This is a genomic window from Wenzhouxiangella sediminis, assembly GCF_003410055.1.
GTDB classification, from domain to species: domain Bacteria; phylum Pseudomonadota; class Gammaproteobacteria; order Xanthomonadales; family Wenzhouxiangellaceae; genus Wenzhouxiangella; species Wenzhouxiangella sediminis.
Genome location: NZ_QUZK01000047.1, coordinates 63,053 through 84,464, shown reverse-complemented (window position 1 = coordinate 84,464; position 21,412 = coordinate 63,053). Strand labels below are relative to the sequence as shown.

Sequence of the window (21,412 nt, the reverse complement as noted above, 5' to 3'; positions counted from 1 at the left end):
TTTTGCGGCTGAGCGTTACCCAACTTATCGCGTGATCCACTATTCATCCAACGAGAGCCCGTTGGAGAAGGCCTCCAGTAGCTTTCGAAAGTTATCCATGTCTGTTGCGCGAACATCCCCGACCAATGGTCCCGGGCCTTCAGACTGTATTTGGAGGCGGACTATTTCCCTGGCCAGCTCAAGAGCACTCGGTGAATCTTCTTCCGCTTCGGCCAACAAACCGGCCAGATCACGGCCAGCAAGGATGCTTCCAGCGAGCTCATAGTCAAAGTCAGCGCGTTCCATCAGGTCCGCATGCTGTGCCGCCATCCTTTCAAGATTCCCGCAATCCGTATAGTTTCGGAGGATCAGCATGATGTCTTCGGCGTCGACGCCTGGACGGCGATGCCTACGGTCTTGCCAGGCCATTAGCTTCAAGAGCAAGAGCATGGGCAAGCAAACAACTGCTACTCGCTGCCCATGCGGCAGGGCAACCTGATTCGCTGTTCGCAGCGCCTCGGAGAATCCAGTCACGGTCATTGACGGATGGCCGCCTGGAGGCCAGGCTATCGTGCCATCCGATCGTTCAATACCGCCGAAGGGCACTAAGTCAATCTTTATGTCACGGTCAAAGGTAACCTGGTGCTCAACTCCACGCACCGATTCGAAGCGGCCGGAATCCAGCAGGGCCTGTCGAGTAGTCGAAAAGTGCTCCCAGCTGCGAACGGCAATCGCCAAATCCACGTCGGTTGTGGCGCGAGAGATTGCGATGCCATGCGCGTAGTGGAGTAGCAAATCCCGGGCCAGCGCCCCGACCAGAATCCACTCCGCTCCAGGCACCGCTTCATTAACGACCTCGACAATTCGGGCGAGATAGTCCAGCTCAGTCCGCGCGCTCAAATCCATCGACAATCTTCTTGTAGATCATTTCTCCGGTTTCAATGCATCGCGTTTCGCCGGTTGCCAACAAATCAGCGTAGACCAGTGGCAGGGGAACAAGCGGCTTGCTCTTATCAAACTCCCAGAATCGCTTCATGAGTTCCACATTGCCTTGCGGATCCTTGCGCAGCCGAAAGCGAGCCAGTAGTTCCGCGCTGATATCATCACCATAGAGGGTGATAGTTGCAGGTTTGAGGTACCTGGTCACTCGCGCGCCAGCGGCTTCTCCGCCAAGGTTGAATCCGAACTCAGTCGTAACCTCGTCTTTCCACCAGCCGATGTCATTAGTGAAGTAGCGGCCAAGCACCTGCTTAGGGCGCAGGGTCCGTGCATAGGCTTCCGCCCACTCTCTGAGCAAGCGCTCAGGCTTTACCAGAACTCGCTCCTTGCGATAGGTCGCTACATACCCGAGCTTCGGCAGCTCCGCCATCACCCAACCAACAGTCCCGTGAGCTACGCCAGCCAATCGGGCAATTTCCCTGTAGGGACTGTCAACCATCCCAGGCTTGCACAACAACGCAAACAACACCCGCAAGCCACTGGCACGAAAAGCCCGCCCCGTTCGTCCAATTCTGTCCTCAGTAGTTTCCGGAGGGCGCCGGCCAGTAACCCAGACGCATAGCGGTGGATCGCTCAGCCAGGCATTACCGGCCGTATCGATGAACTCTACACCGGCTTCCTGCAGGCGTGCTGCCATTGGCGGGTTGATGTGATCGGAAACGAGCAAGGGACGTGCATCCAATGCCCGGAGCTGCTGAAGCACGGCCCCGAGCGTTGCCGGCCGAAGGTTGCGCTTGACCTCGGCGCGATACTCGATGCGCCGGTCCCCGTGTCGCACATAAACCACGTCATCGGCTCCTCGTTGCCGCTCGACGCTGGAACTCGGCTGTAGCTCAAGCGCAAGCCCTGGCACCTGAAGCGCTGCAGTCGCTTCTTTGACCAGACGTCTTCTGCTTTCTGTCTGCTTGTCCATTATTTGCCATTGTCCACGTTTCGTGGACAGGTTGCAATGGTGAACAAATGGCTGGGAAAGCTCTTCCTGAGGGCGATTCCAAGGTACCGCGTAGAGCACACGGCGAAGCGCGAGATGAGGCGGCACTGCCGCATCTACGAGGAGCACTTTGATACCGGGAGCGCCGTGACGCCAGTCAGGTAACGACCATCCAGGCGGCCAGCAACAGCCCGGTACCCAACATGGCTGCCCCGACAACTGGCCGAAGATCACGCCCATGCTTCTCTTCCAGTTGGCGGCGATGGGCCTTTCGGGCCTCGGGTTCGCTTTGCACCTGCGATTCGAGTTCACGCCAGGCGCGCACCCAGTCACCAGGCAATTGTTGACCGGTCCGTGAACCGGCCAGCTCGCGCCGAAACGCGCGGCCGGTGGATACTCCCGATGGCATTCCCTTCGGAAAGCTAGCCGAGCCGGCCATGACCACCCGCCCCAGAACGGGCATGTCTTGGCCGACAATCGCCTCCACCGCCTTGAGATGGCCATAGTTCTGCCGAAGCGGATTGCCGATCCTGAATGATTTTCGACCAAGCCGCTGCGTCCACTGCCGGTCGCGCTCGCGCCCAAAGATCCGGCCGGTAAAGGCCTTCGTCTCGATGACCCAGACGCCCTGGTCATTGAGCAGAAGATGATCAATCTGCGTCAGGCCGCCGCGGCCATCTGGCAGGATCACGTCATGAAGCGACGCATGCACGTGCTTCTTCAACCCGCCGGCTACGATGCGCTCGCCGATCCAGCCCTGCGTACGCGCCTTGAACGCGATCTGAAGACCCGTAACGACAAGCATGAAGGGCAGAATCCAGCCCAGCGAAGACCACAAAATCCCTAAGAGATCGACCGTATCGAGCACAAAGCCCCCTTGAATTGCTAACCCCAAATACGCCCAGTGAATTAAACGTCGATTCGGGAGGTTCGTCAAGTACATCTGCGGCCCGAGGGGCATAGCACGGCCTCGCATCGACTACAGCTTCGGAGAAACCGAGAGACTGGCACTCTATCGGTTGGGCGGCTAGACAAAACTGCAAGCAGCGGACTGGGGCGCAGGCCAAGGCACTCCATGGTCGGGTTGCCCCTGAATCCACGTATTAAACCACGCCATCTGACGACAGCATCTGTCGCAACCACCCCCTACGCTCTTCCGTTCGAGAGATCGACGAAGGAGAGATTCCATGCAACAGTCAAGTCGGGCCACACTGAAGGCAACTGGCGAACCGGTGGTCATAATTGGCCAGGCAGCCGGTTCGGGCAGCCAACAGCGCTACCTCGTCCAGCTCCCACCACAACAGCCCTTGCACAAGCCTCGGCACCAGGAAATCCGCGGTGACAAACTCCGATTCTCCAACCGCTAAAAGAAGAAAGCCTATGGACCACTTCGAAACCATCGTCTCAGATCTTCTGGAAGCCGCTGGCTATTGGGTGCGGCGATCCTTCAAGGTCGACTTAACCAAGGAAGAAAAGCGAAAAGTCGGTCGCCACTCGATGCCGCGACCGGAGATCGACATCCTGGCCTACAAGCGCGAGGCCGAGGAGCTCTTGGTTCTGGAGGCCAAATCCTTTCTCGACTCACCAGGAGTCAGCCTGGATCAGCTGAGCGAAACCCACGAGAAACCCGAAGGCCGATACAAGCTGTTTACCTGCGTGAACTATCGGCAAGTCGTCTTGGAGCGACTGCGCCTGGAGCTGCTGTCGCTGGGAATGATCTCGCAGAAGACGAATCTGCGGCTCGGGCTGGCGGCCGGCAAGGTGCATCGCCGGGAATCCACCCAGGTCAAGGCGCTCATGGATTCCCAGGGCTGGTACTTCCTGTCGCCGGAGGACATCCGGGAGCAGGTGATGCGATTCAGCGATATGGGCTACGAGAACAATCCTGCCGTCATCACCGCCAAGATTCTGCTGAGGGACATGTAAACCTATTGGGCCAGTAGGGGCGACGATCGCCCCGCTGGGGGCTAGCCTGGCGGCCGCCGATAGCGTGCCGCCAGCATCTATATACAGCGCTCCCAAACCAGCTTTTCATCAACCGGTCGGTTGTAGAAAACCCATGCCTCGCGACCGGCCCGGCTTGTGGCGGCATTCATCGGCCAGCATCTCGGCCAACCGAACGCGATCATCGATTCCTTCGATTCTGGCCCGCTTCTGCACCACAGCGAAATCGCCCGGGGCCAGGCGATCCGGCGGCGGGACCGAGCCTGGCCAATCAGCATCGAAGAAACATCGAAACGCAGCCTGAACCCGCGCTTCATCCAGGTACTCGAAGCGCAGCTTGAAAGTAAACCGGCGCATGGCTGCGGGATCCACCGCATCGAGCAGGTTGGTCGTGCAGGCGAAGGGCAGTGGATGCGATTCCATCCAGGTCAGCATTTCATTAACCGCGGTCACCTCCCAGCTTCGCTGAGCACCGCGCCGGTCTTGCAGAAAGGAATCGGCCTCATCAAAGACCAGAAGCTCCCCGGCTGCCTGGGCGCGAGCGAACGCCCGAGCGATATTGGCTTCGGTACCACCGACAAACATATCCAGCAGATCCGATGCACGCTCGAGGCGAACCTCCATATCCAGCCGCTCGGCCAGATGCCGCACCCAAGCGGACTTGCCGGTCCCGGGCGGCCCGTCAACGCAGATCGAAAAGCGGGGCTCGCGTAGACGGGCCAGGCGTTCGGTCAGATCGGCAATGTCCTGATCGGCGCAGATCAGGTCCAGGCTGAACGAGGTCGAGTGCGCATCGCGCCTGGGCAGGGGCTTGCCTGAAACCCCCTGGCCGAGTCGGCGGGCAACCTGTTCGACCGCCTCCGCGCCACGGCCAGCAAGGCGCGCCGAACGGACGGCCTGCGCGGAAATCCCTGGCGAAACCGGTAGCTCGGCACAACGCGCTGCAAGCGGCTCGCAATTTCTGTAGCCGTGCTGAGCCAGGCTGCGCATCCAGACGCGCTGCCTGGAACGCCTCGAAGGCGGCTGGACTTCCATCACATAGCTGAAGCGACGCAGGACTGCCGAATCGATGCCACCAATGTGGTTGCAGACCCACAGCATCGGTGCCGGCGCTTTCTCCAGCAAGCGATGAAGAAACACGCGCGCCGTCTGGGGTTGCCGGCGCACCGGCCCGAACCCGAACAGGCCGAATGAAGCACCGGGGCTATCCAGCACATCCTCGGCCTCGTCAATCAGCAACAAGGCTTCTCCATGGTCGCGCAGCAGGCTTTGGGCCATCTGGATGCTGCCCAGCCGCTCCCGGGTGTCGGGCGAGCCGCCGTGGCCGTCTTCCTCTCCAAGGGCGTACAGATCGGTGTTCAGCCTGGCTGCCAGCGTACGGGCAAACTCGGTCTTCCCGGTTCCGGGCGGCCCGTAAAGCAAAACGCTGACGCCCCGCTGGCCCTGCCGAAGCGAGCCGGCCAAAAGATCGACAATAAACTCGGCGTCGTCGCCCAAATGCCTGAAATCTTCCCAATCCAGTTCAGATGTCATGGGCCGGCCAAGCAGGGCGCGACGCACGTCGGCGGACGTGCGCAGCGGCTGCGAGAGCAGTGCGGTGGTGGCCGAACTGAGATCCGGAAGGGGATCGATCCGCGCGAACCTCGGGCTGTCGAACAACCCGTACTGCACCAGTGGGCTGGTGGGCGCCAGTCGACGCTCGATGGCCATCACAGAATGGCCCGTCAGGACAGACAGGGCCAGCGCCGGCCGCGTGGACACGCGCTCGCACAATCGAAACAGGTCGCCGGCCAGCGACGACACCTCTTTGAGGTAGAGCAACTCAAGCAGCGTCAGGCCCAGCGCATCAATGCCGAACAGACGGCCGATCAGATCCACGCGCCGCCGCACAGCCGAAGGCCTGATATGTCCCAGGGCACGACACTCCAGCTCGGCCAGATCGTGCCAGCGCAGGGCCTTATGCGTCTCGGGCAGAAGTTCATCCGGCACCCACTCCGGATGCTCGTCGCACATGCTCCGGGCCTTCAGCCAGGTGTCCGAATAGCGACCGAGCACGAACAACTCATCGCTTTGACGAAACAGATCATCGACGGCCGGATGCCGCGCCGGCAGATGGCGCAGCAGGTTACGGACCATCGTCCACATCAGCTTCCGTTCGTACTTGTGCATTCCATCCCCCGGCTTCGAAACTAGCGGAACGGCACGATAGCCCGCGATGGCGACAGAATCTGTCGCCGGGCTGCCGGAGAATCGATATCGATGCCGCACAAGCAAAAAACGCCCTGGGCTAGACTGGGGCCGGGGACGAAAGAGGGAGCGCAAGCATGCCGGACACGACACTTCGCCAGATCACCATGCTGAGCCTGGTGCCCCGCCGCCCGCCCGGCATCACCACCGAGTCGCTGCGAGCCGCACTGGCAGCGCGCGACTTCGAGGTGAACCTGCGCACCATTCAGCGCGACCTGGTCAAGCTGTCCGCACCCTTTCCCTTGATCTGCGACGAGGGCGACTCGCCGCGCTGGCACTGGGCACCACATGCCGAAACGGTGACCCTGCCAGGACACGACCCGGTTTCAGCGCTGAGCTGGCAGCTCATCGAGCAGCACCTGCAACCCCTGTTGCCGCGCAGCCTGGCCCACGAGATCCAGCCCCACTTCGACGCCGCGCGCGGGTTCCTCGAATCCACCGACGCAGGAAGTTTCCGTCGCTGGACGAAACGCGTGCGCATCCTGCCGCGGTCCATGCAGCTGCAGGCACCCGAGATCTCGCCGGACGTCCTCGACGCCGTCTACCAGGGCCTGCTGGAGAGACGCCAGGTTGAAGTCGACTACACCAACCGCAGCCGCGAAGCGCCACGTCGCATGACCCTGCACCCGCTCGCCCTGGTCGTGCGCGACTCGGTTCACTACTTGCTCGCCACCGTCTGGGACTTCACAGATATCCGGCAGCTGGTGCTGCACCGCATGAGCGCGGCGCACCTGCTCGAGGACGCGGCAAATGAACCAGAAGACTTCGACCTCGACGAGTACATCCGCGAAGGCGGATTTGACTATTCCAGCGGAGAGAAAATCTCGCTCGTCGCCCGATTCGACGCTTACGCCGGCAAAGCCTTGCTGGAAACACCCCTGTCTCCGGAGCAAACCCACAAGACCCTGGACGATGGCCGCATCGAGATTCGTGCGACCGTCAACGACTCGGAACAACTGCGCTGGTGGCTGATGGGCTTCGGGAGCGGCGTGGAGGTCGTCGCGCCCGAGCACGTGCGGGAAGACATGCGCCGAGATGCCCAAGCACTGCTGAACATGTACGAAACGCCATGACCCGCCTGAGTAAATCCCGCTTCATCGCCGGCCAGCAGTGCCCCCTGCGACTGTGGAATGACGTCTACCGACGCGATCTGGCGACGCCGCCTGACGCAACGCTTCAGACCATCTTCGACCGGGGCACGGCCGTAGGCGAGCTGGCCCAACAGCGCTGGCCCGGCGGCGTCCTGGTCGGATTCAAGCCCTGGGAACGTGAGCAGGCCATCGCCGCCACCAACAAACTGATGGCCGACCCGGCCGTACCGGCGATCTACGAGGCTGCCATCGAGCACCAGGGCGTGTTCATCCGGGTCGACATCCTCGCGCGCAACGGCGCGGGCTGGGATCTGATCGAAGTTAAGGCTGCCACCCGGGGAGAGAAGGAAGTCTTTCAGGAAGACATCGCCATCCAGCACTGGGTCGCCACAGGCGCCGGCCTGGATATCCGACAGGCCGGCATCCTGGTTCTCGATCGCAACTACGTCTACCCCGGCGGCGAATATGATCTGGACCAGCTATTCGCCTTCTTCGAGTCCAGAGAACACTGCCTGGCGGCCTCCAAGCGGATTGGGGAGCAGGTGCGAGCGTTCCACGACATGCTGACCCGACCCAATCCGCCCGAAATTCCGATTGGCGATCACTGCTTCACGCCCTACGAGTGCCCTTACTACGCCCACTGTAGCGACGGCATAGAGTTTCCGGAAAACGGCCTCGACCAGCTCCACCGCCTGCACCCCACCCGCCGAGCCGAGCTGCAAGCACTGGGCATCGAGCGCATCGAAAACATCCCGGCCGATTTTAATCTCAACCAGATGCAGGAACGCATCCGACAGGCCGTCATCACCGGGCAACCCTGGCAGTCTGGAAAGCTGGGCGAGACGCTCGCCCAAGTCGAGTGGCCGCTCTACTACCTCGATTTCGAGGCCTTCCAGCCGGCGCTGCCACGCTATCCGGGCACACGCCCTTTCCAGGCGATCCCTTTTCAGTTCTCGCTGCACTACGAAACGCCGAAGGGTGAGCTGCAGCACATGGAGCACCTCCACACCGAAGATTCCGATCCGCGGCCCGCGCTTGCACACGCCCTGGTCCACGCTGTGGGAGATACCGGCAGCATCGTCGTCTACTCCGGCTACGAGCGCCGAATGCTCAATGAACTCGCAGTTGCGGTTCCCGAACTTGCAACCGAAATCGAGACGGTCAAGGCACGCCTGTGGGACTTGCTGCCGGTCGTTCGCGAAAACTACTACCATCCGGACTTCAACGGGTCTTTCTCAATCAAGGCCGTGCTTCCGGCCCTGCTCCCCGACAGAAAGTGGTCCGACCTGGCCATCTCCGACGGCATGGCCGCGGCTACCGCATATGAGGCTGCACTGAATGAACCCACGAGCGCCGATGCGCAGCAGACCTTCGAGCAGCTTAGAAGCTACTGCGCGCAAGATACCCAGGCCATGGTTGACGTTCTAAATGAACTAAGGGAGCGAGCGCCTAATCGCCCGAACTAGTTAAAAATGCGTATACCAATACTGCGTACGTACACAGCAAACTACCCATAGGAAAACCGCATGGAAAAAATCGATCAGCTATTCGCGAAGTTAGATAAATGGCGGAACCTTCCGACTTACCAGCTGGAACGCCGAGCAGATATATTCTTTTCACTCTACCTACGCGAGGTTCTGGAGGTGCGAACTGGCTTAAACATCCATGAAACACTGATCCCCGAGTTCCCACTCCACAAAAAGACCCTTGACAGTGAAAAAGGGAATAACCAGTCATTTCGGGCGGACTACTTGGCCTTCTCGAGCGACTTGAACAAAGTCTGGCTTGTAGAGCTCAAGACCGATGGGGGATCAACCCGCCTGTCGCAGAATGACTATTTGAAACAGGCAAAGAATGCAGGTTTTAATGCCTTACTGAAGGGACTGATCCGGGTCATTTCGGCGAGCTCTTCGAAAAGGAAGTATCTCCATCTCTTAAAAGACCTAGAGAGGGTTGGTGTAATCGCCAACGTAGAAGGGCTCGACGTGTACGCGCGTCAGAGCAACCTGCGAGGCTTTACGAATGAACTGAGACAAGTGAATATACTTCCGGCTGATCCTGTAATTAATCTTGTTTGCATTCACCCGCTGGAGAAAGAGAACGACGATTTTGATGAATGGATCTCTTTTCAGCAATTTAGGCAAACTGTGAAACGGTACGGAGATCACGTCTCCGTTCGCTTTTGCGAGTCGCTTCAAAGATGGGAGACTAAGGCAGGCCTCGTCGCACCCGAGTGAATCAAGCCCCTCATGAAAAAGAAGATTGGGTGGTTTCGAGAGACCTTCCGCAATACCCGCGCCTGACGTTCGTCAAAGCATGTCGGCGTACGTGGGCCCTAAGATTTAAACCAACCAGGAGCGTGGCTGCTTTGGGACTCTTGCAACATCCTCATTAACACTATGACACTGGACTTCCATGGAGGAAATAGCTTGGAGAGATGGTAAGGAGTTCGTACGCAGTCGCTTTCTTTTGCAGTCCCTATTGGAATCGATGCATTAGTGCAAATCGGGCTCCTGAATCAGGTACTCCAACCTGTCAGTAGCGGTAGCAAGTGTGTAGGCACAATACAGAAATTTTCTAAGTGTTAAACCTTCGATTGGCTGAATCGCCCGGCCAACAATGTCCATCTCTGGGCTCAACATGAACTCCACCACATCTGTATTTGCATTGCGCTCCCAGGTCAAGCTAGCTATCTGATCTACGGTCAGCCCCTTGACGACCTTTTTGTCGGCCGCAGTCGACAAAAATATGCAGCGATCGAGGTATTCATAGATTCGAATCTTGTGTCGCCTGTTGTTCCCCTCAGCGCCAAAAGACAATACTAGTTTCAAATGGTCGCGCTCAACGGAGCCCGCAACCATAGCTTCCAGTTGACCATACTTCGTTGATCCCGAACTACGAGCCCGCTTCCAGCAATCTACGATCGGCTTCGAAGTGGGTTTAGCATACTCAAAGGGGTCGTGGTCCAGCGAAAAGCGCTCAAAGAATCTGTCGATCTCGCCAGGCCACGTGTTGAGCTCCTCGCCGATCAGCAGTTCGCTGTCGTGGTAAAGCCGAAAGCTGCGGTTTGCCACTGGGACTGCATAGGTTCTTGAAAGGGAGCGCCACGACTCTTTTTCCATGAGTTCAGCCAGCGCTTTCCTGGTCATATTGCCCAAAGAGATCTCTTCGGCCGGCCTGTGTGCTTTCAACAGCAACTCGCCGCTTGCGCGGGCCGAGGTCATCCGAACTTCGCTGAGCTCGACTTCGCCGCGCGTCCGAACATTATTCCAGCGACCCGCCTCCGGCACCGTGCCGTCGAAATAGTCCCGCAGCAGTGAGCGAACATGTCCGCTCATCCGGTCAACGCGGGTGGCCTCAGCATCCAGATTTGATTCCCGGTTGAGTTCTGGCGCGTGCTCCGGAACATCTGGCACGTAGGGGGACTTAAGCCGTTCTCGGATTTGTTCGGGAATCGCCGAGCGATCCTGCAGCACGCGATCCATATCAATGTGGTCGTCCATCGGAGTATCCCGCCTGCCTATTTCATGAAGACTTTCCAGGAATTTATTCAGGTTCCCGCAGAGCTGTCTGACCTGGAGCGTCTCGATGCTCTCCTTAACGTAAGGGAATGTCACCTGTATTAGCTTGTCATCCTGCACATCGTCGCTGGCCTTCAATGAAAGCAGCCTGCGCTGCGCCTGCGATGCGATTCGGTCCACCCGTCCCGTTTTCTGCTCAATATGAACGGGAGAGCCACTCAGGCCGTAATGCACGACGCTGTCGCAAAATGTATGCAAGTCTTCGCCTTCCTGAAAAACGTCTGTGGAAACCAGCGCCAGCGGGTAGCCTGGCATCCTAAACTTCCGGGCCTGGGCTGAGCGGCTTCCGACGGTTGCGCCGCTGGCGCCCATGATTGGCGCTACAGGATTCAGCATGCGACTGAAATAGAGCCGGTATTCTTCGCGAGTCTTCTCGTACACATCAGGCAGGTTGGATTTAATTACGAGTTCAAGCTGGTCGGAAAGATCGTGCAACTCGCGATATGTGCTGAAACCGTCGCGTGTGGACTGTTCGCGCAACCGTGCGGCCACGTCGTCCATCCACGCTCCCCGCGTCGTTTTCGTCAGGTTCTCGGCCCCTTGTCGCAAGCGGGCGAGGTAGAGATCGACAATGCCGTGCCCGGTCCTCAAACATAGCCCCAGCAGTGCGCGGTGTATCTCCAGCACGCGGAGATTTTCCGGGTCGAAGCCGCCGTCAGAGAACAACGCCTCGATTAACTCGCGCTTACGCGGAATTAGCGCGTCCGACAGGCCCGCCTGTTCTAGGGCATCGAAAAAAGTGTGTACTTCGAGATTGCCCGGCACCTGCCCGGGGCGGAAAGCCTCTCGCTTCGACGAGCCAGACGCGGGGTGGAGCCAGCGGGCCATAGCGCACAGAGCTGGTATATCCCGAACATGGCCATACCAGTCTATAAATCCAAGTTGGGCCGCTTGAAATTCGCCGAATAAGTCGTTCTGAGTCTCTCCTGTGCTGAAACCTCGTGCGTGTTGGGCAATCTCGGCACCGGCGTCTTTGCATAAGTGCAGCAGATCTTCGCTCCGATATCGGCAAATTTCCCGCGCCCAGTTTATCTCCAGCAATGGCGAGACTACTTGGTTCCTGGCCGCCAGGCCGCTCCGAATCAGGTCAGGCGTGGTAAACGCTCCACCCCCTGTATCCAACAACTTGGATTGCTCTGCATCGGCCTCACCCCGAAAGAACCATGAGAAGAAGGTGTCATTACTCGGCGGCTGTCGGTCCTCGGCATCTTCGGATTCGCCGGTGCGGTACTCACCGCCCGCGATATCTCCGTCTCGGTGACGGCTCAGTCGCCGGTACGCGTCTTCAAGAGCACGAAAAACTTCCATGGCCTCCGGAAATTCTCCAAGCTGGCCCCGGATGTAACGGAACAACCAGTCGTTATAGTGATCATCCAGCTTTTCTTTGATTTCCTTGACGCTTTTGACCCGTCGCACAAAAACGATCTGCTTGCGGCCGCGCTCGAAGACTTCCGTCGCCAGACGGTCAGCCACAAAGTCCATCTTCGGATGCGGCAAGGTCCTTCCAAGCTCAGCTTCCACATAGCTGTCCCGGATGGCGCCGATCACATTTCTGTCCTCGGCGTCACCTTGCTCGCGTTCGGTCAAATCCCCGTCAAACTCCACTGGTGGGGATTTCGTCGACTCTCCGAAGCTCTCGAATGACGCCAGCAATCCTGTTTGGAAGCTAGGGTTGCCTTCGCGACCGCGCAGCATTTCACCCACTTTCTTCTGGACCAGGGCGGTGATTAGTTTCTGCTCATCGGTCTCCAGTTCGACTTCCGCGCGGTCTCCACAACGCCATTCTCGGCGGTACATGTTGCGCGTGTGGGGCGTACCGGCGATATTCAGCTCATTTAGGCGCCGCACCAGAAAGCGACGAAGAAACGGCCGGGCTTCGTCATCCCGCTCAGCCGCCAGACCCTCGGGCAACAGCTCTCCCTTTCCAACTAGTTTCAACTGATTGCGCAACTGGTTGAGATCACGATCATATGGAGTGGCCGACAGAAGCAATGCGTTGTTCACCCGGGGAACAAAGTTCTTCTGATGTCGAAATCCCAGAACACCCGAGAGCACGTAGTTGCGGTCGCTGCTGTGGAAGTCGTGCTTAAAGTTATGTGCCTCATCGATAACTACAAGATCGAACATCGGCAGCACATAGTTAAGCGCCTTCGCATATTGATCTTTTACGCCTTGCTTGTCTGTAATCGTCTTTGCGCGCTGGTGTGCGGGGAGCAAGAACTGTAACTCATCAAGCTTGCGTTGCCACTGTTCCTCTTCCTCGCTCAGCCCGATGCTGAACGCCCCCATTCCGACAAAGAAATCAGCGTAATATCCTGAGGAGGCGGCTCGGATCAATTCCGGGACATTGCGACAACTGACGCGGGGTGCGGCGGGCCTTCCCTCCGGCGTTCGGATCCGATATTGGTTCACTTTTACGTTGTGCCGGGTGAAGCTCTGATACTCCCGCGCGTACCACTTCTCCTGCACGTTTTTACTGGGGCAGATGAACAGAACGCGAAGCGACGGGTTGAAGTAGCGCAGTAGGGCAACCACACCCAACGCAATATAAGTTTTGCCCATGCCGACCTCGTCGGCCAGGTAGCCCATTCCGACTTCAGGATCGGTAATCATGTTATGGAGCGCCACGGCGCCTCTGAGTTGCAACTCGCCTAACGTCCTCAGGTCCTCGTCTCCTCCGGAAAAATCCAGGATCCGCCGGGCGGTTCTGACGTCGATGCCCTGCAAACTCATCTCGGCACCTTGGTCCGGTAGTCGCGTGAAAACTGTTCTTCAAACCAGGCAAAGAACCGGTCGCGTTTTTCCGGCGAGTTATCCTCCAGCCGGATGCGACCGGACGCCTTTAAATCCCGCAGATGACCGGCCAATTGCTTCGAGTGCTTCTTCACTTGGGAACATTCTCGGAATTCTTTCATCCGGTAGATATCCCGGGTGCTCAGCAACACCAGATAGGCCGTCGCGGCACTGAGCGAACTCTCTTGATCGGTTGCGTGCCTGACAAGAGTTGGCAGGCTGTCTACGCCCGTGCCCGTCAGGTAGTAGTCCACCTGCGCGTCCTTTCCTGTCTCGCGAGCTTCTAGCAGCCTAACCTTAAGCTGCTTAAATGCTTGAAACAATTCGGCAAATTCGGCAAAAAACTGGTCCGGTTTCTCCGAGCTCTCGTCCAGCGTCATCTCCCCCGCTTCCCCAGCCATTACCAGCTTTCGGATCTGAGCGTTCATCAACAATAGTTGTCGCCTCTCTGGCGCGAGATCTGCGTAGATTGCCAGGATCTGCTCGGCCGACAGGTCCGGCACCGACAGCGGTTTATGCGACCATCCGGTCTGCTGCAACAGCACGGTCTGCTCTGGATACTCCGTACCGCTATCATCGCGTGCGGCGACCCTCACCAGTGATCCATTTTTTAGTAATTGCTGCAACGGACCGACATCACCGTCGAAGCAATCACCTGCCTGGCTGATGCGCCAAGCATCCACCACGGCGGCGCCCTCTGTGTTTAGAACCTGGATCGTAAGCGCACGCTTGCTATCCACGTCGCCCCGCAAGATCTCTTCCTTCCAGTCATAGCTAAGGTAAATTGGCGGGCACCGATCCCGCTCGCCGCCTTCAAGAACGCCGGGCTCCGGCTCATCTGGCGGGGAAAATCGCTCAACCTGGTTCGGATCCTCTACCGGCGTGAGCAGTTTCTGAGGCGCCGGAAGCTTCGCCAGGAACCCGGCCTCGACATTGCCCGTCATGGCCTGCTTTGAGAAGTTCACCGAACCCACGAACACCCACGACTGCATTCCGTTGTAAAAGTGGTAGACCTTGGCGTGCAGTCGTCGGTAGTGCTTTCCGTCCACTCCCAGGGCGCGCCCAGCATCTGCGGCCCACTCTGCCCACTCGATGCCTTTCGCCGCATTTATATGGTCGAAATACTCCTGATCGACCAGTGCCTCACCATCCTGGTTCTGAGGCAACAGCACATGGATCTCCTGAACGCCCAGGCTAAAAAAGAAGTCATGCACATCGCTGTCGGGCTGCCTGGCGAAATAGGGGGAGATTATTTCTAGCGTCCAGTTGCTGTAGGACCATAGTTCTTTTGCCTGCTTGGTAAGAAACTGCTTAAAACTGGCCCGCTTTTCAATAGAAGCTAGGTTGTAATAAGGAACCGGCGGCTCGCCATTGGCGGACGCACAACCAGCAAGGAAGCCATCGATCTGGTCCAGCGCAGTACGCTCATAGCCGGCACCAGGCACAGCCCGGAGATAAGCGATGTCTTCTTTTAACTTATTGACAAACAGGAGGGGCACATATCCGGAATAGACCTCCTGCCAATGTTGGCACTCGATATTATCCCACCAGCCTGAAAAGGTCAGGTTGTTCGAACCCGCTCCAACGAGTAGGCACTCGACATCCCATTCTTCATCGTAAGCAAGTATGTACAAAGCCTTGGCATGAAATGCGCTATTCTCGCGATAAACACCATGACAGCCATACTCCATCTTCGGCGAACTCTGGCCCTGCTCGCGGTACAAATTGAGGTCGTAGAACACGTCCAGCACCACGCCAGAGTCGCGAAGCGCTTCACGCACCTGGAATGTCTTAACTCGCGGATCGCTTGAATACGCAATATTGCCCGGCAGCAGCAGCGGGATAACTTCCAGCTCGAAGAATTCCGGGTCGAAGCTGTACGTCGTGAATACTGCCGCCCGGACCTGTTTACCGGCCAGCAGTTCTTTGAGCTTTTCTGAAATAACCTCGCTATCCATGGTTACAACAGCGCATCCCGTGCGATAGCCAGATAAGAGCCCATGAAATAATCGTAGTCCCAGGCGTATTTCAACTCTTCCGAAGGACGCAGGACGGCGGTTTCCTTTGGCACTCGGACGCGAAGCCGCCCATTGTTTTCCACCTCCACCCACGGAGCCCCGTCGCGATCTTCCATCACCTGCCGATTGAGCTCAAGGATCTCGAGTACTGCTTTTTCAGTTTCGCCAGCGCGCAGCGCAGAACGGATTCTCTCCAGCAAGGCACCCCGCGACCCGGCGGGCTCAAAATCTATGTCATTGGGGATGTAAGAGAAGTCGTACCGGCCCTCTAATTGCGCCAGCACCAACTCCAGGCGCTCACCGTCCTTACGCCGGCAATAGTCGAACAAATTGTTCACGGCTACCAGCAGGCGCTCGACGGAATCTAATGCGGTCAGGCGCGATTCGATTTGGGGATTCGATGTGGACGCTTTGAGGGCGGCAACAAAGTCGGGATAACGTTCGGGTAGTGCATCCCGACCGGCCAGTTCACGCGTGATCTGCCAGATTTCCTGTTGTACTGCGTTGCCTTCCCCTCCCTGCATCAGGATCTCGAGAAGCTGCTCACGGGTATCGGAATCGGCGATGGCCGCGACGAACGACTTGGAATGGTGTTCCAGGCTCTTGGCGGACACTTTCCTTTCGGACATAAACAGGTCCGTCAGTGACGCTTTTTCCAGACCCCTTTCTAGACGCCGGGAAACTGCAAAGCCAACTTGCGTCGGCTGACGATCATCACCCGAAATCAACCCAGAGTTCTGCATGGGGCTCGCATAAAGGCCCCACAGGCCATAGCTAGTCTGATCACTAAGTATCTGGTCATCGGCGCTCATTCCGAAACGGATAGGTTCGTCGCCGGAAGTCATTCGACGCGACACGCGCGTGATACCCATGATGTCCCGATCACCGCCTAGGTAGCGCAAATACCCCGCCAATTGCTCGTAGCGAAGAAAGCTCTCCAGAACCTTCGCGCGCCGCTCATCGGCGGATGCATCTGCGTGTATCTCATTCGCCCAGTGGAACCCCAGCAACGCAACAGCAAAATTGGAGAGTGACGACGTAATCGTTGTCAGGTTGCCCACAACTCGGCGGCCAAAGTGGGTCCAAACCATTTCGAATCCGAGTGGATCGCGAGAGCCCTTCGGGCGGGCGCGGTCATCGAGCAAGGAGAGAAATGCCATGGCTTAGGACTCTGGACCCCTACCGGAGGCCCGGCGCTCAACTCGAGCCGCGGTCAGACAGGTCGTGGAAGCCGAACCTAACATCCTTCTAGATCCTCGATGAACTCAGAGGCAGGATCGACTCCAGAGATCCACAGACGCTCGCGAGCCCTAGTGCAGGCCACATACAGCAAGTGGCGCTCAGTGTTGTAGATCGTCTCCAAGGCCGATTGATCGGAGGCTGATTCCAACCGGCTCTGTAGCGGTACGACTTCGTCGTCGCAGCCCATCACCGCGACTGCCTTGAATTCCAGGCCCTTGGCCAGGTGCATTGTCGCTAGATTGAGGTGGCCTGCTTGGGTCTTTAAGTGCTCATCCAGGACGCTGGTGGCAAGTCCGGCACATTCTGCGGATCGCTTTGCTCGTCCGATTTGCTCTTCCGAGCGCACAAAGATCGCCATCTCCTGTGGCTCAATTTCGGACTTTGCCCAGCGACTAACCTGTTCTCCGACGGCAGCGGACTCGTCTTCGGCAGAATCGAATATCCGAACGGTGGCTGGCGGGCCGCTGAATACGGAAACGGTGCCCTTTCGACTTTCAACGTTGCCGTCTAGGTCGCTCACCTCTGGATCAAGCAATCGGTCCGCCTGATTTCTGATCTGATGCGATGTGCGGTAGTTGACGTGCAAGACTCTTGCTCGACCTCGAACGTCAACGCCCAGCGATTTCCAGGAGAAAGGCGCCTGGAAGATTCGCTGGCCCTGGTCACCTGCGAAAAAGAGACCGTTCGGGCGCTCCCCAGCCATCGCCGCGAGAAATCGGAGTTGCGGCACACTAAGGTCCTGCGCCTCATCGATCACAAAGTAGTCGAATGGCGGGTTGCCCTTGGTCCGATAGTGTTCTGCAAGCTCGGCGTACATCGTGGATCGGGTAGTCATGCTTTCCCACTCAAGAAACCCGACCATCTCTTGGAAAAATGCCCAGAGCGATTCCCGGTGACTTTCTGCCAGTCGGGTCTTGCGGCCGCGACGGGAGAAATCCCGGTAGGCTTCCCATGTCTGGATTTGCCAGGAATCGACAACCTCGTACCATTCCGCTAGAACGAACTGGCGCGAAAATGGCAAATCGCCTTGCGTCGCGATGGCTGAGTCCAGCGCATTCTCGATGTCCTCGGGAGCGGCGATCGAAGGCGCCGCGAAGTTGATGCGGTACAACCGCTCCGCCATCGCATCCAGGGAGTGCACTTCGATGCGTTCAAGCACACGAGGTTGCTGCCCGGCCAGGCGCTTGAGCTTTGTGTCGAGCATGTTGGCCAACGCGTCAGAGAATGTGGCGAGCAGCACACGGGAATCCGAATGCTGGCGGGCCAGATACACTGCTCGGTGCAGGGCCACTACGGTTTTGCCGGTCCCAGCCGAACCGGCGACGCGAGCAGGACCGTTGAAATCGCGCTCCACCAGCTCGCGCTGTGCTGGATGAAGGTAGACCGACCACTTCTCCCAGGGATACTCGAGCGCCTGCTGCAGCTCTTCGGAGTCCGCCACCAGGCGGAATCGCCGTTGGGCATCGGGGTGTTCGAATGGATCGATATCCGGCTTTACGGGCTCCGGGATTGGCGGTCGCTCCCCGGCAGCAAGGGCCAGCACCGCCTCGGCGGCCTCTGCAGGCAGATGCTCTGCGAGTTCGAGAAGCCCATCTTCATCGGCGGCCAGCAGGTCGTCCGTCCACTCTTCTGGCACTCCATAGTTCAACAGGTCGTCCACATCGAGCGTGGCCAGGGGTGGCTGCGCTGGGGATGCCGGCTCTTCAGCCTCCACGTATCGGGGGACAGTAACCTCCCGGACCGTTTCCCGCACCTCTACTAGCTGCGCCGCACCGGTCTTCGGGTGCCGTTCGAGCTTCCGACGCTCGGCCCAGCGATAGGCATCGTCGTGATGTCCTACGAAGCACAGCAGCAAACTGGTCTTTGTGCGGTGGACAATTACGCGGATGTCCCGGCTCACTCGTACCGACCAGAAATTGGAATCGCGGGCCCGATCAACCTTGTGAAACTTCATTCCCGGATTCGCCGGGTTTAGTTGAAGATCAAAGGCGGTTGTCTTCACCGCCTTCTGCTCATCACCAGTCAGGCGAGCTAGGCTGTCCGTAAAGGTATCCGCAATGCGAAAGTTCATTAAACTTCAGTCTGAATTGAAGCTGCAATCTCATTCGCAACGGCTGAGTAGAGCTCCACATCAACTTCCGGCGCACGAATTGATACCACTACCGCATATCGCGCTGGGCTGTCATAGCGCTCCAGAGGGGGCCTGGACTTCCACCACCCTAATGAGGGATACACTGCAATTACACCTCTACTAGCAAGATCAGCAGCACTCCCTTGCCAGATATCTGAATGGAGGGAGCCTTTGTGGCGATTTTGCTTCCCGATGACCCAGCCTGCATCGTTGCCACCAGTTTGTGTTCGTTCTTCTTCGTCGCGCGCCGCAGCGTTAATTCTTGCCCTAAAATCCGCCTCTGATTCAGCGGGCCGTTTGACGTCAAACCTTAGCCCGTGCGACTCATAGCGGTAACGGGTAGAAAATCCACGCTCAGACGGATTAGGCTCGATAAAGTAAGAGAGCGTCACTCGCATTTCCACAGGCGCCTCTCCCAAAGCCTCAAGCTCATCCAACGGCCAAGGTAGGTGGTGAAGATGCATGTCCCTCAGCTTCGGTGATCTACCTGCCTCACGCTGGAAGGGATACAATTCACTCTCGCATATGATGGCAAGAGAGTTCTCTACACTCCACATCGCGCGATCGAGATCGGGCACACCGAACCCACAGTGACGCACAAGGCGACCAATATCTGCTTTACTGGGTTTCCCACCACGAGGCAAGAAGGTGCCACGCATCGCACTGGTCCACTCAGCTGAATGTACGATGAGCGCTCGAATTGTCTCTGGCCAAAGATCTGGATATTCGGTCATCAGCTGTGCCGCCATTCGTGCCGCAAGCGCCGATGCTGCGCTAGTTGCGTTTGAGGTGGTAAATAGCCGTTCGTGGGGCTTCCAGTTGGCAGTGAGCAAGCTCAAACTCGGCATCCATGCTGCCCCATATTTATCCTGGGCTGCATTGCCACCCTCGAAAACGACATCCGGCTTGAGCGGCCAATGCCGCTGCCAGGTCAGAGATGTCGTACTGAACGGGCTCAATCCACCTTCTGGCGCAATCGGCTGATAATGACCAGAATCGGGTTCCGTAATTTGTACTAGGTTCGTAGCCGCTCCAACAGTGAGAGCATTCCAGCTCTGGCCTGGATCGTGAACCCCATCCGTCGCGTTGCTTCGTGGATACTGCGACCATGCGTTGGGGTCGCTGACGTTCCCGGCCGACACTATGAATAGCCTAGGTGTCTCGCCGTAGCTATCGGCATCTGCGGCGAGTCGATCGATAGTCGCCGACCATGCGGACGGGCGTCCACGGTCCCGGTTGTCCCGTGCGGTCACAGCCATACTGAACAGGCGGTTGCGCGCGGCCGCGGTGATTTCTGGACGGGCGACGGCTTCCGTGGTCAGATAGCCATGGTGTCTTGCTTCACCGCCATTGGCACCATCTTGATCCAGCAATTTCACGGACTCAAGACGATGCTTCACCTGAACTGGACCATCCGAATCCAGCACTTCTGTTAGGTTCCCCAGCATGGCGAGTCCCGCCATTTCGGTGCCATGCCCGTTATCATCTCCACTGCCCCAGCTCGGTTCTACAGTGTGCATGTCGGTAGCCGTAAGGGCAGTGGCAACCAGTGGATGACCGTGGTTCACGCCTGTGTCCAAAATGCAAACGTGCGGCACGTCTGAGCCTTCATCCGGAACACTTGTCCGCTGTAGGAGCTCATCGAGCCAAGCCGGTTGCTCCTCAGGGGCTAGCGCGTCAAAAAAATCCGCAGTCTCCTTCGCTCGCCTCAGCTCCGCAATGCTGTTCAAGGCAAGCATTGACTCCTTCACCTGACCGGCGGAGCCGTAGACAAGAATCACAGTGCGCTCTGGAAACTGGACTTCACCAGCTGCGACCTCAAAGCCCAAACCTTCAGCCAGCTCCTTGAATCGCGCTGTGGTAGATTCCCGATCGCCTCTGGTTGGAAGCCAAACCTCCCACCAAAAGCTTTCTTCATCATCCACAGGCAACTCAGCAGGATCATCGGTCCAAAGCGCACTCAGAGTCGCGGCGCGAATGTGTCGAATTGTATCGATAAGTTTTCTATGGTCCCGAGGCCGTCCGCGTCTATCTTGCTTTTCTTCGAGATATTCGGAAATAAGCTTCTCAAAGTGGCCAAGCTTCCCATCAGGAACATACACAGTTGCAAGCGTGGCCTGATCTTCGTGGCGGACGTTTAGCAGCTCAATCCCAGAGCGCTCTCGCGCCAATGATTCAAATGCAAGCTCAATATCAGGGAAACTTTCAAATTCAACTTGAAGCCCAAATCCCTCATCGACTCCAGCGGCCTCTTGGGCTTCCCGAGCGGCCGCCGCCTGGGGGCGCAGCTCATCAATCTGGCCAAGAAGTGCGCTACCATGCTGACCCCGATCACGAGCTGGCACATCGGGCGCTCCGCGGACTTGCTGCGGTGAACGAAACTGCTCTGTTTCAGCAGTTCCCTCAAGGATGAAGTGACGCTTTGGTTTTTCTTCGTTTGTAGCCATATGTCGTGC

At 58.0% G+C, this 21,412-nt stretch carries 13 protein-coding genes; 4 read left to right on the top strand and 9 right to left on the bottom strand.

Annotated features, from left to right (window positions below; translation table 11 throughout):
* Positions 1 to 39: 39 nt before the first annotated feature.
* From DZC52_RS13300 to DZC52_RS13290, 3 genes are all read right to left on the bottom strand, one after another.
* Positions 40 to 885, bottom strand: a complete 846-nt coding sequence (locus DZC52_RS13300; RefSeq protein ID WP_116651638.1) for a nucleotidyl transferase AbiEii/AbiGii toxin family protein — start codon at positions 883 to 885, stop codon at positions 40 to 42.
* Positions 863 to 1,891: a type IV toxin-antitoxin system AbiEi family antitoxin gene (locus DZC52_RS13295; RefSeq protein ID WP_181918954.1), complete on the bottom strand. Its 1,029-nt coding sequence runs from the start codon at positions 1,889 to 1,891 to the stop codon at positions 863 to 865. The genes DZC52_RS13300 and DZC52_RS13295 overlap by 23 nt, the downstream gene beginning before the upstream one ends.
* Positions 1,892 to 2,066: 175 nt before the next feature.
* Positions 2,067 to 2,777, bottom strand: coding sequence for a nuclease-related domain-containing protein (locus DZC52_RS13290; protein WP_181918953.1), 711 nt, complete (start codon positions 2,775 to 2,777; stop codon positions 2,067 to 2,069).
* A 512-nt stretch (positions 2,778 to 3,289) separates the two neighbouring features.
* Between DZC52_RS13290 and DZC52_RS13285 the strand changes: the two genes are divergently transcribed.
* Entirely contained in the window at positions 3,290 to 3,835 is a 546-nt protein-coding gene (locus DZC52_RS13285) for a hypothetical protein (RefSeq protein ID WP_116651636.1), read from the top strand.
* Between the two features lie 108 nt (positions 3,836 to 3,943).
* Here DZC52_RS13285 and DZC52_RS13280 read toward each other — a convergent pair whose 3' ends face one another.
* Positions 3,944 to 6,022: an AAA family ATPase gene (locus tag DZC52_RS13280; protein ID WP_116651635.1), complete on the bottom strand. Its 2,079-nt coding sequence runs from the start codon at positions 6,020 to 6,022 to the stop codon at positions 3,944 to 3,946.
* Positions 6,023 to 6,177: 155 nt separating this feature from the next.
* On the opposite strand from DZC52_RS13280, the gene DZC52_RS13275 reads away from it, so the two are divergent.
* From DZC52_RS13275 to DZC52_RS13265, 3 genes are read left to right on the top strand one after another with little or no spacing between them, the layout of a single operon-like run.
* Entirely contained in the window at positions 6,178 to 7,173 is a 996-nt protein-coding gene (locus DZC52_RS13275; RefSeq protein WP_116651634.1) for a helix-turn-helix transcriptional regulator, read from the top strand.
* Complete coding sequence (locus tag DZC52_RS13270; protein ID WP_116651633.1) at positions 7,170 to 8,657, top strand: DUF2779 domain-containing protein; 1,488 nt, start codon at positions 7,170 to 7,172, stop codon at positions 8,655 to 8,657. Before DZC52_RS13275 ends, DZC52_RS13270 begins: the two co-directional genes overlap by 4 nt.
* Positions 8,658 to 8,717: 60 nt before the next feature.
* Entirely contained in the window at positions 8,718 to 9,428 is a 711-nt protein-coding gene (locus tag DZC52_RS13265) for a hypothetical protein (protein ID WP_116651632.1), read from the top strand.
* Between the two features lie 258 nt (positions 9,429 to 9,686).
* On the opposite strand, the gene DZC52_RS13260 is transcribed toward DZC52_RS13265, so the two are convergent.
* From DZC52_RS13260 to DZC52_RS13240, 5 genes are all read right to left on the bottom strand, one after another.
* Positions 9,687 to 13,505: a DEAD/DEAH box helicase family protein gene (locus tag DZC52_RS13260; protein WP_116651631.1), complete on the bottom strand. Its 3,819-nt coding sequence runs from the start codon at positions 13,503 to 13,505 to the stop codon at positions 9,687 to 9,689.
* On the bottom strand, positions 13,502 to 15,523 hold the full coding sequence (locus tag DZC52_RS13255; RefSeq protein ID WP_116651630.1) for a phospholipase D family protein: 2,022 nt from the start codon (positions 15,521 to 15,523) through the stop codon (positions 13,502 to 13,504). Before DZC52_RS13255 ends, DZC52_RS13260 begins: the two co-directional genes overlap by 4 nt.
* Before the next feature lie 2 nt (positions 15,524 to 15,525).
* Positions 15,526 to 16,743, bottom strand: coding sequence for a hypothetical protein (locus DZC52_RS13250; protein ID WP_116651629.1), 1,218 nt, complete (start codon positions 16,741 to 16,743; stop codon positions 15,526 to 15,528).
* 77 nt (positions 16,744 to 16,820) lie between these two features.
* Positions 16,821 to 18,896 (bottom strand): 3'-5' exonuclease, encoded by a 2,076-nt coding sequence (locus tag DZC52_RS13245; RefSeq protein ID WP_116651628.1) that lies wholly within the window; start codon positions 18,894 to 18,896, stop codon positions 16,821 to 16,823.
* Positions 18,896 to 21,403, bottom strand: a complete 2,508-nt coding sequence (locus tag DZC52_RS13240; protein ID WP_116651627.1) for a S8 family peptidase — start codon at positions 21,401 to 21,403, stop codon at positions 18,896 to 18,898. The genes DZC52_RS13245 and DZC52_RS13240 overlap by 1 nt, the downstream gene beginning before the upstream one ends.
* Between the last annotated feature and the right edge of the window lie 9 nt (positions 21,404 to 21,412).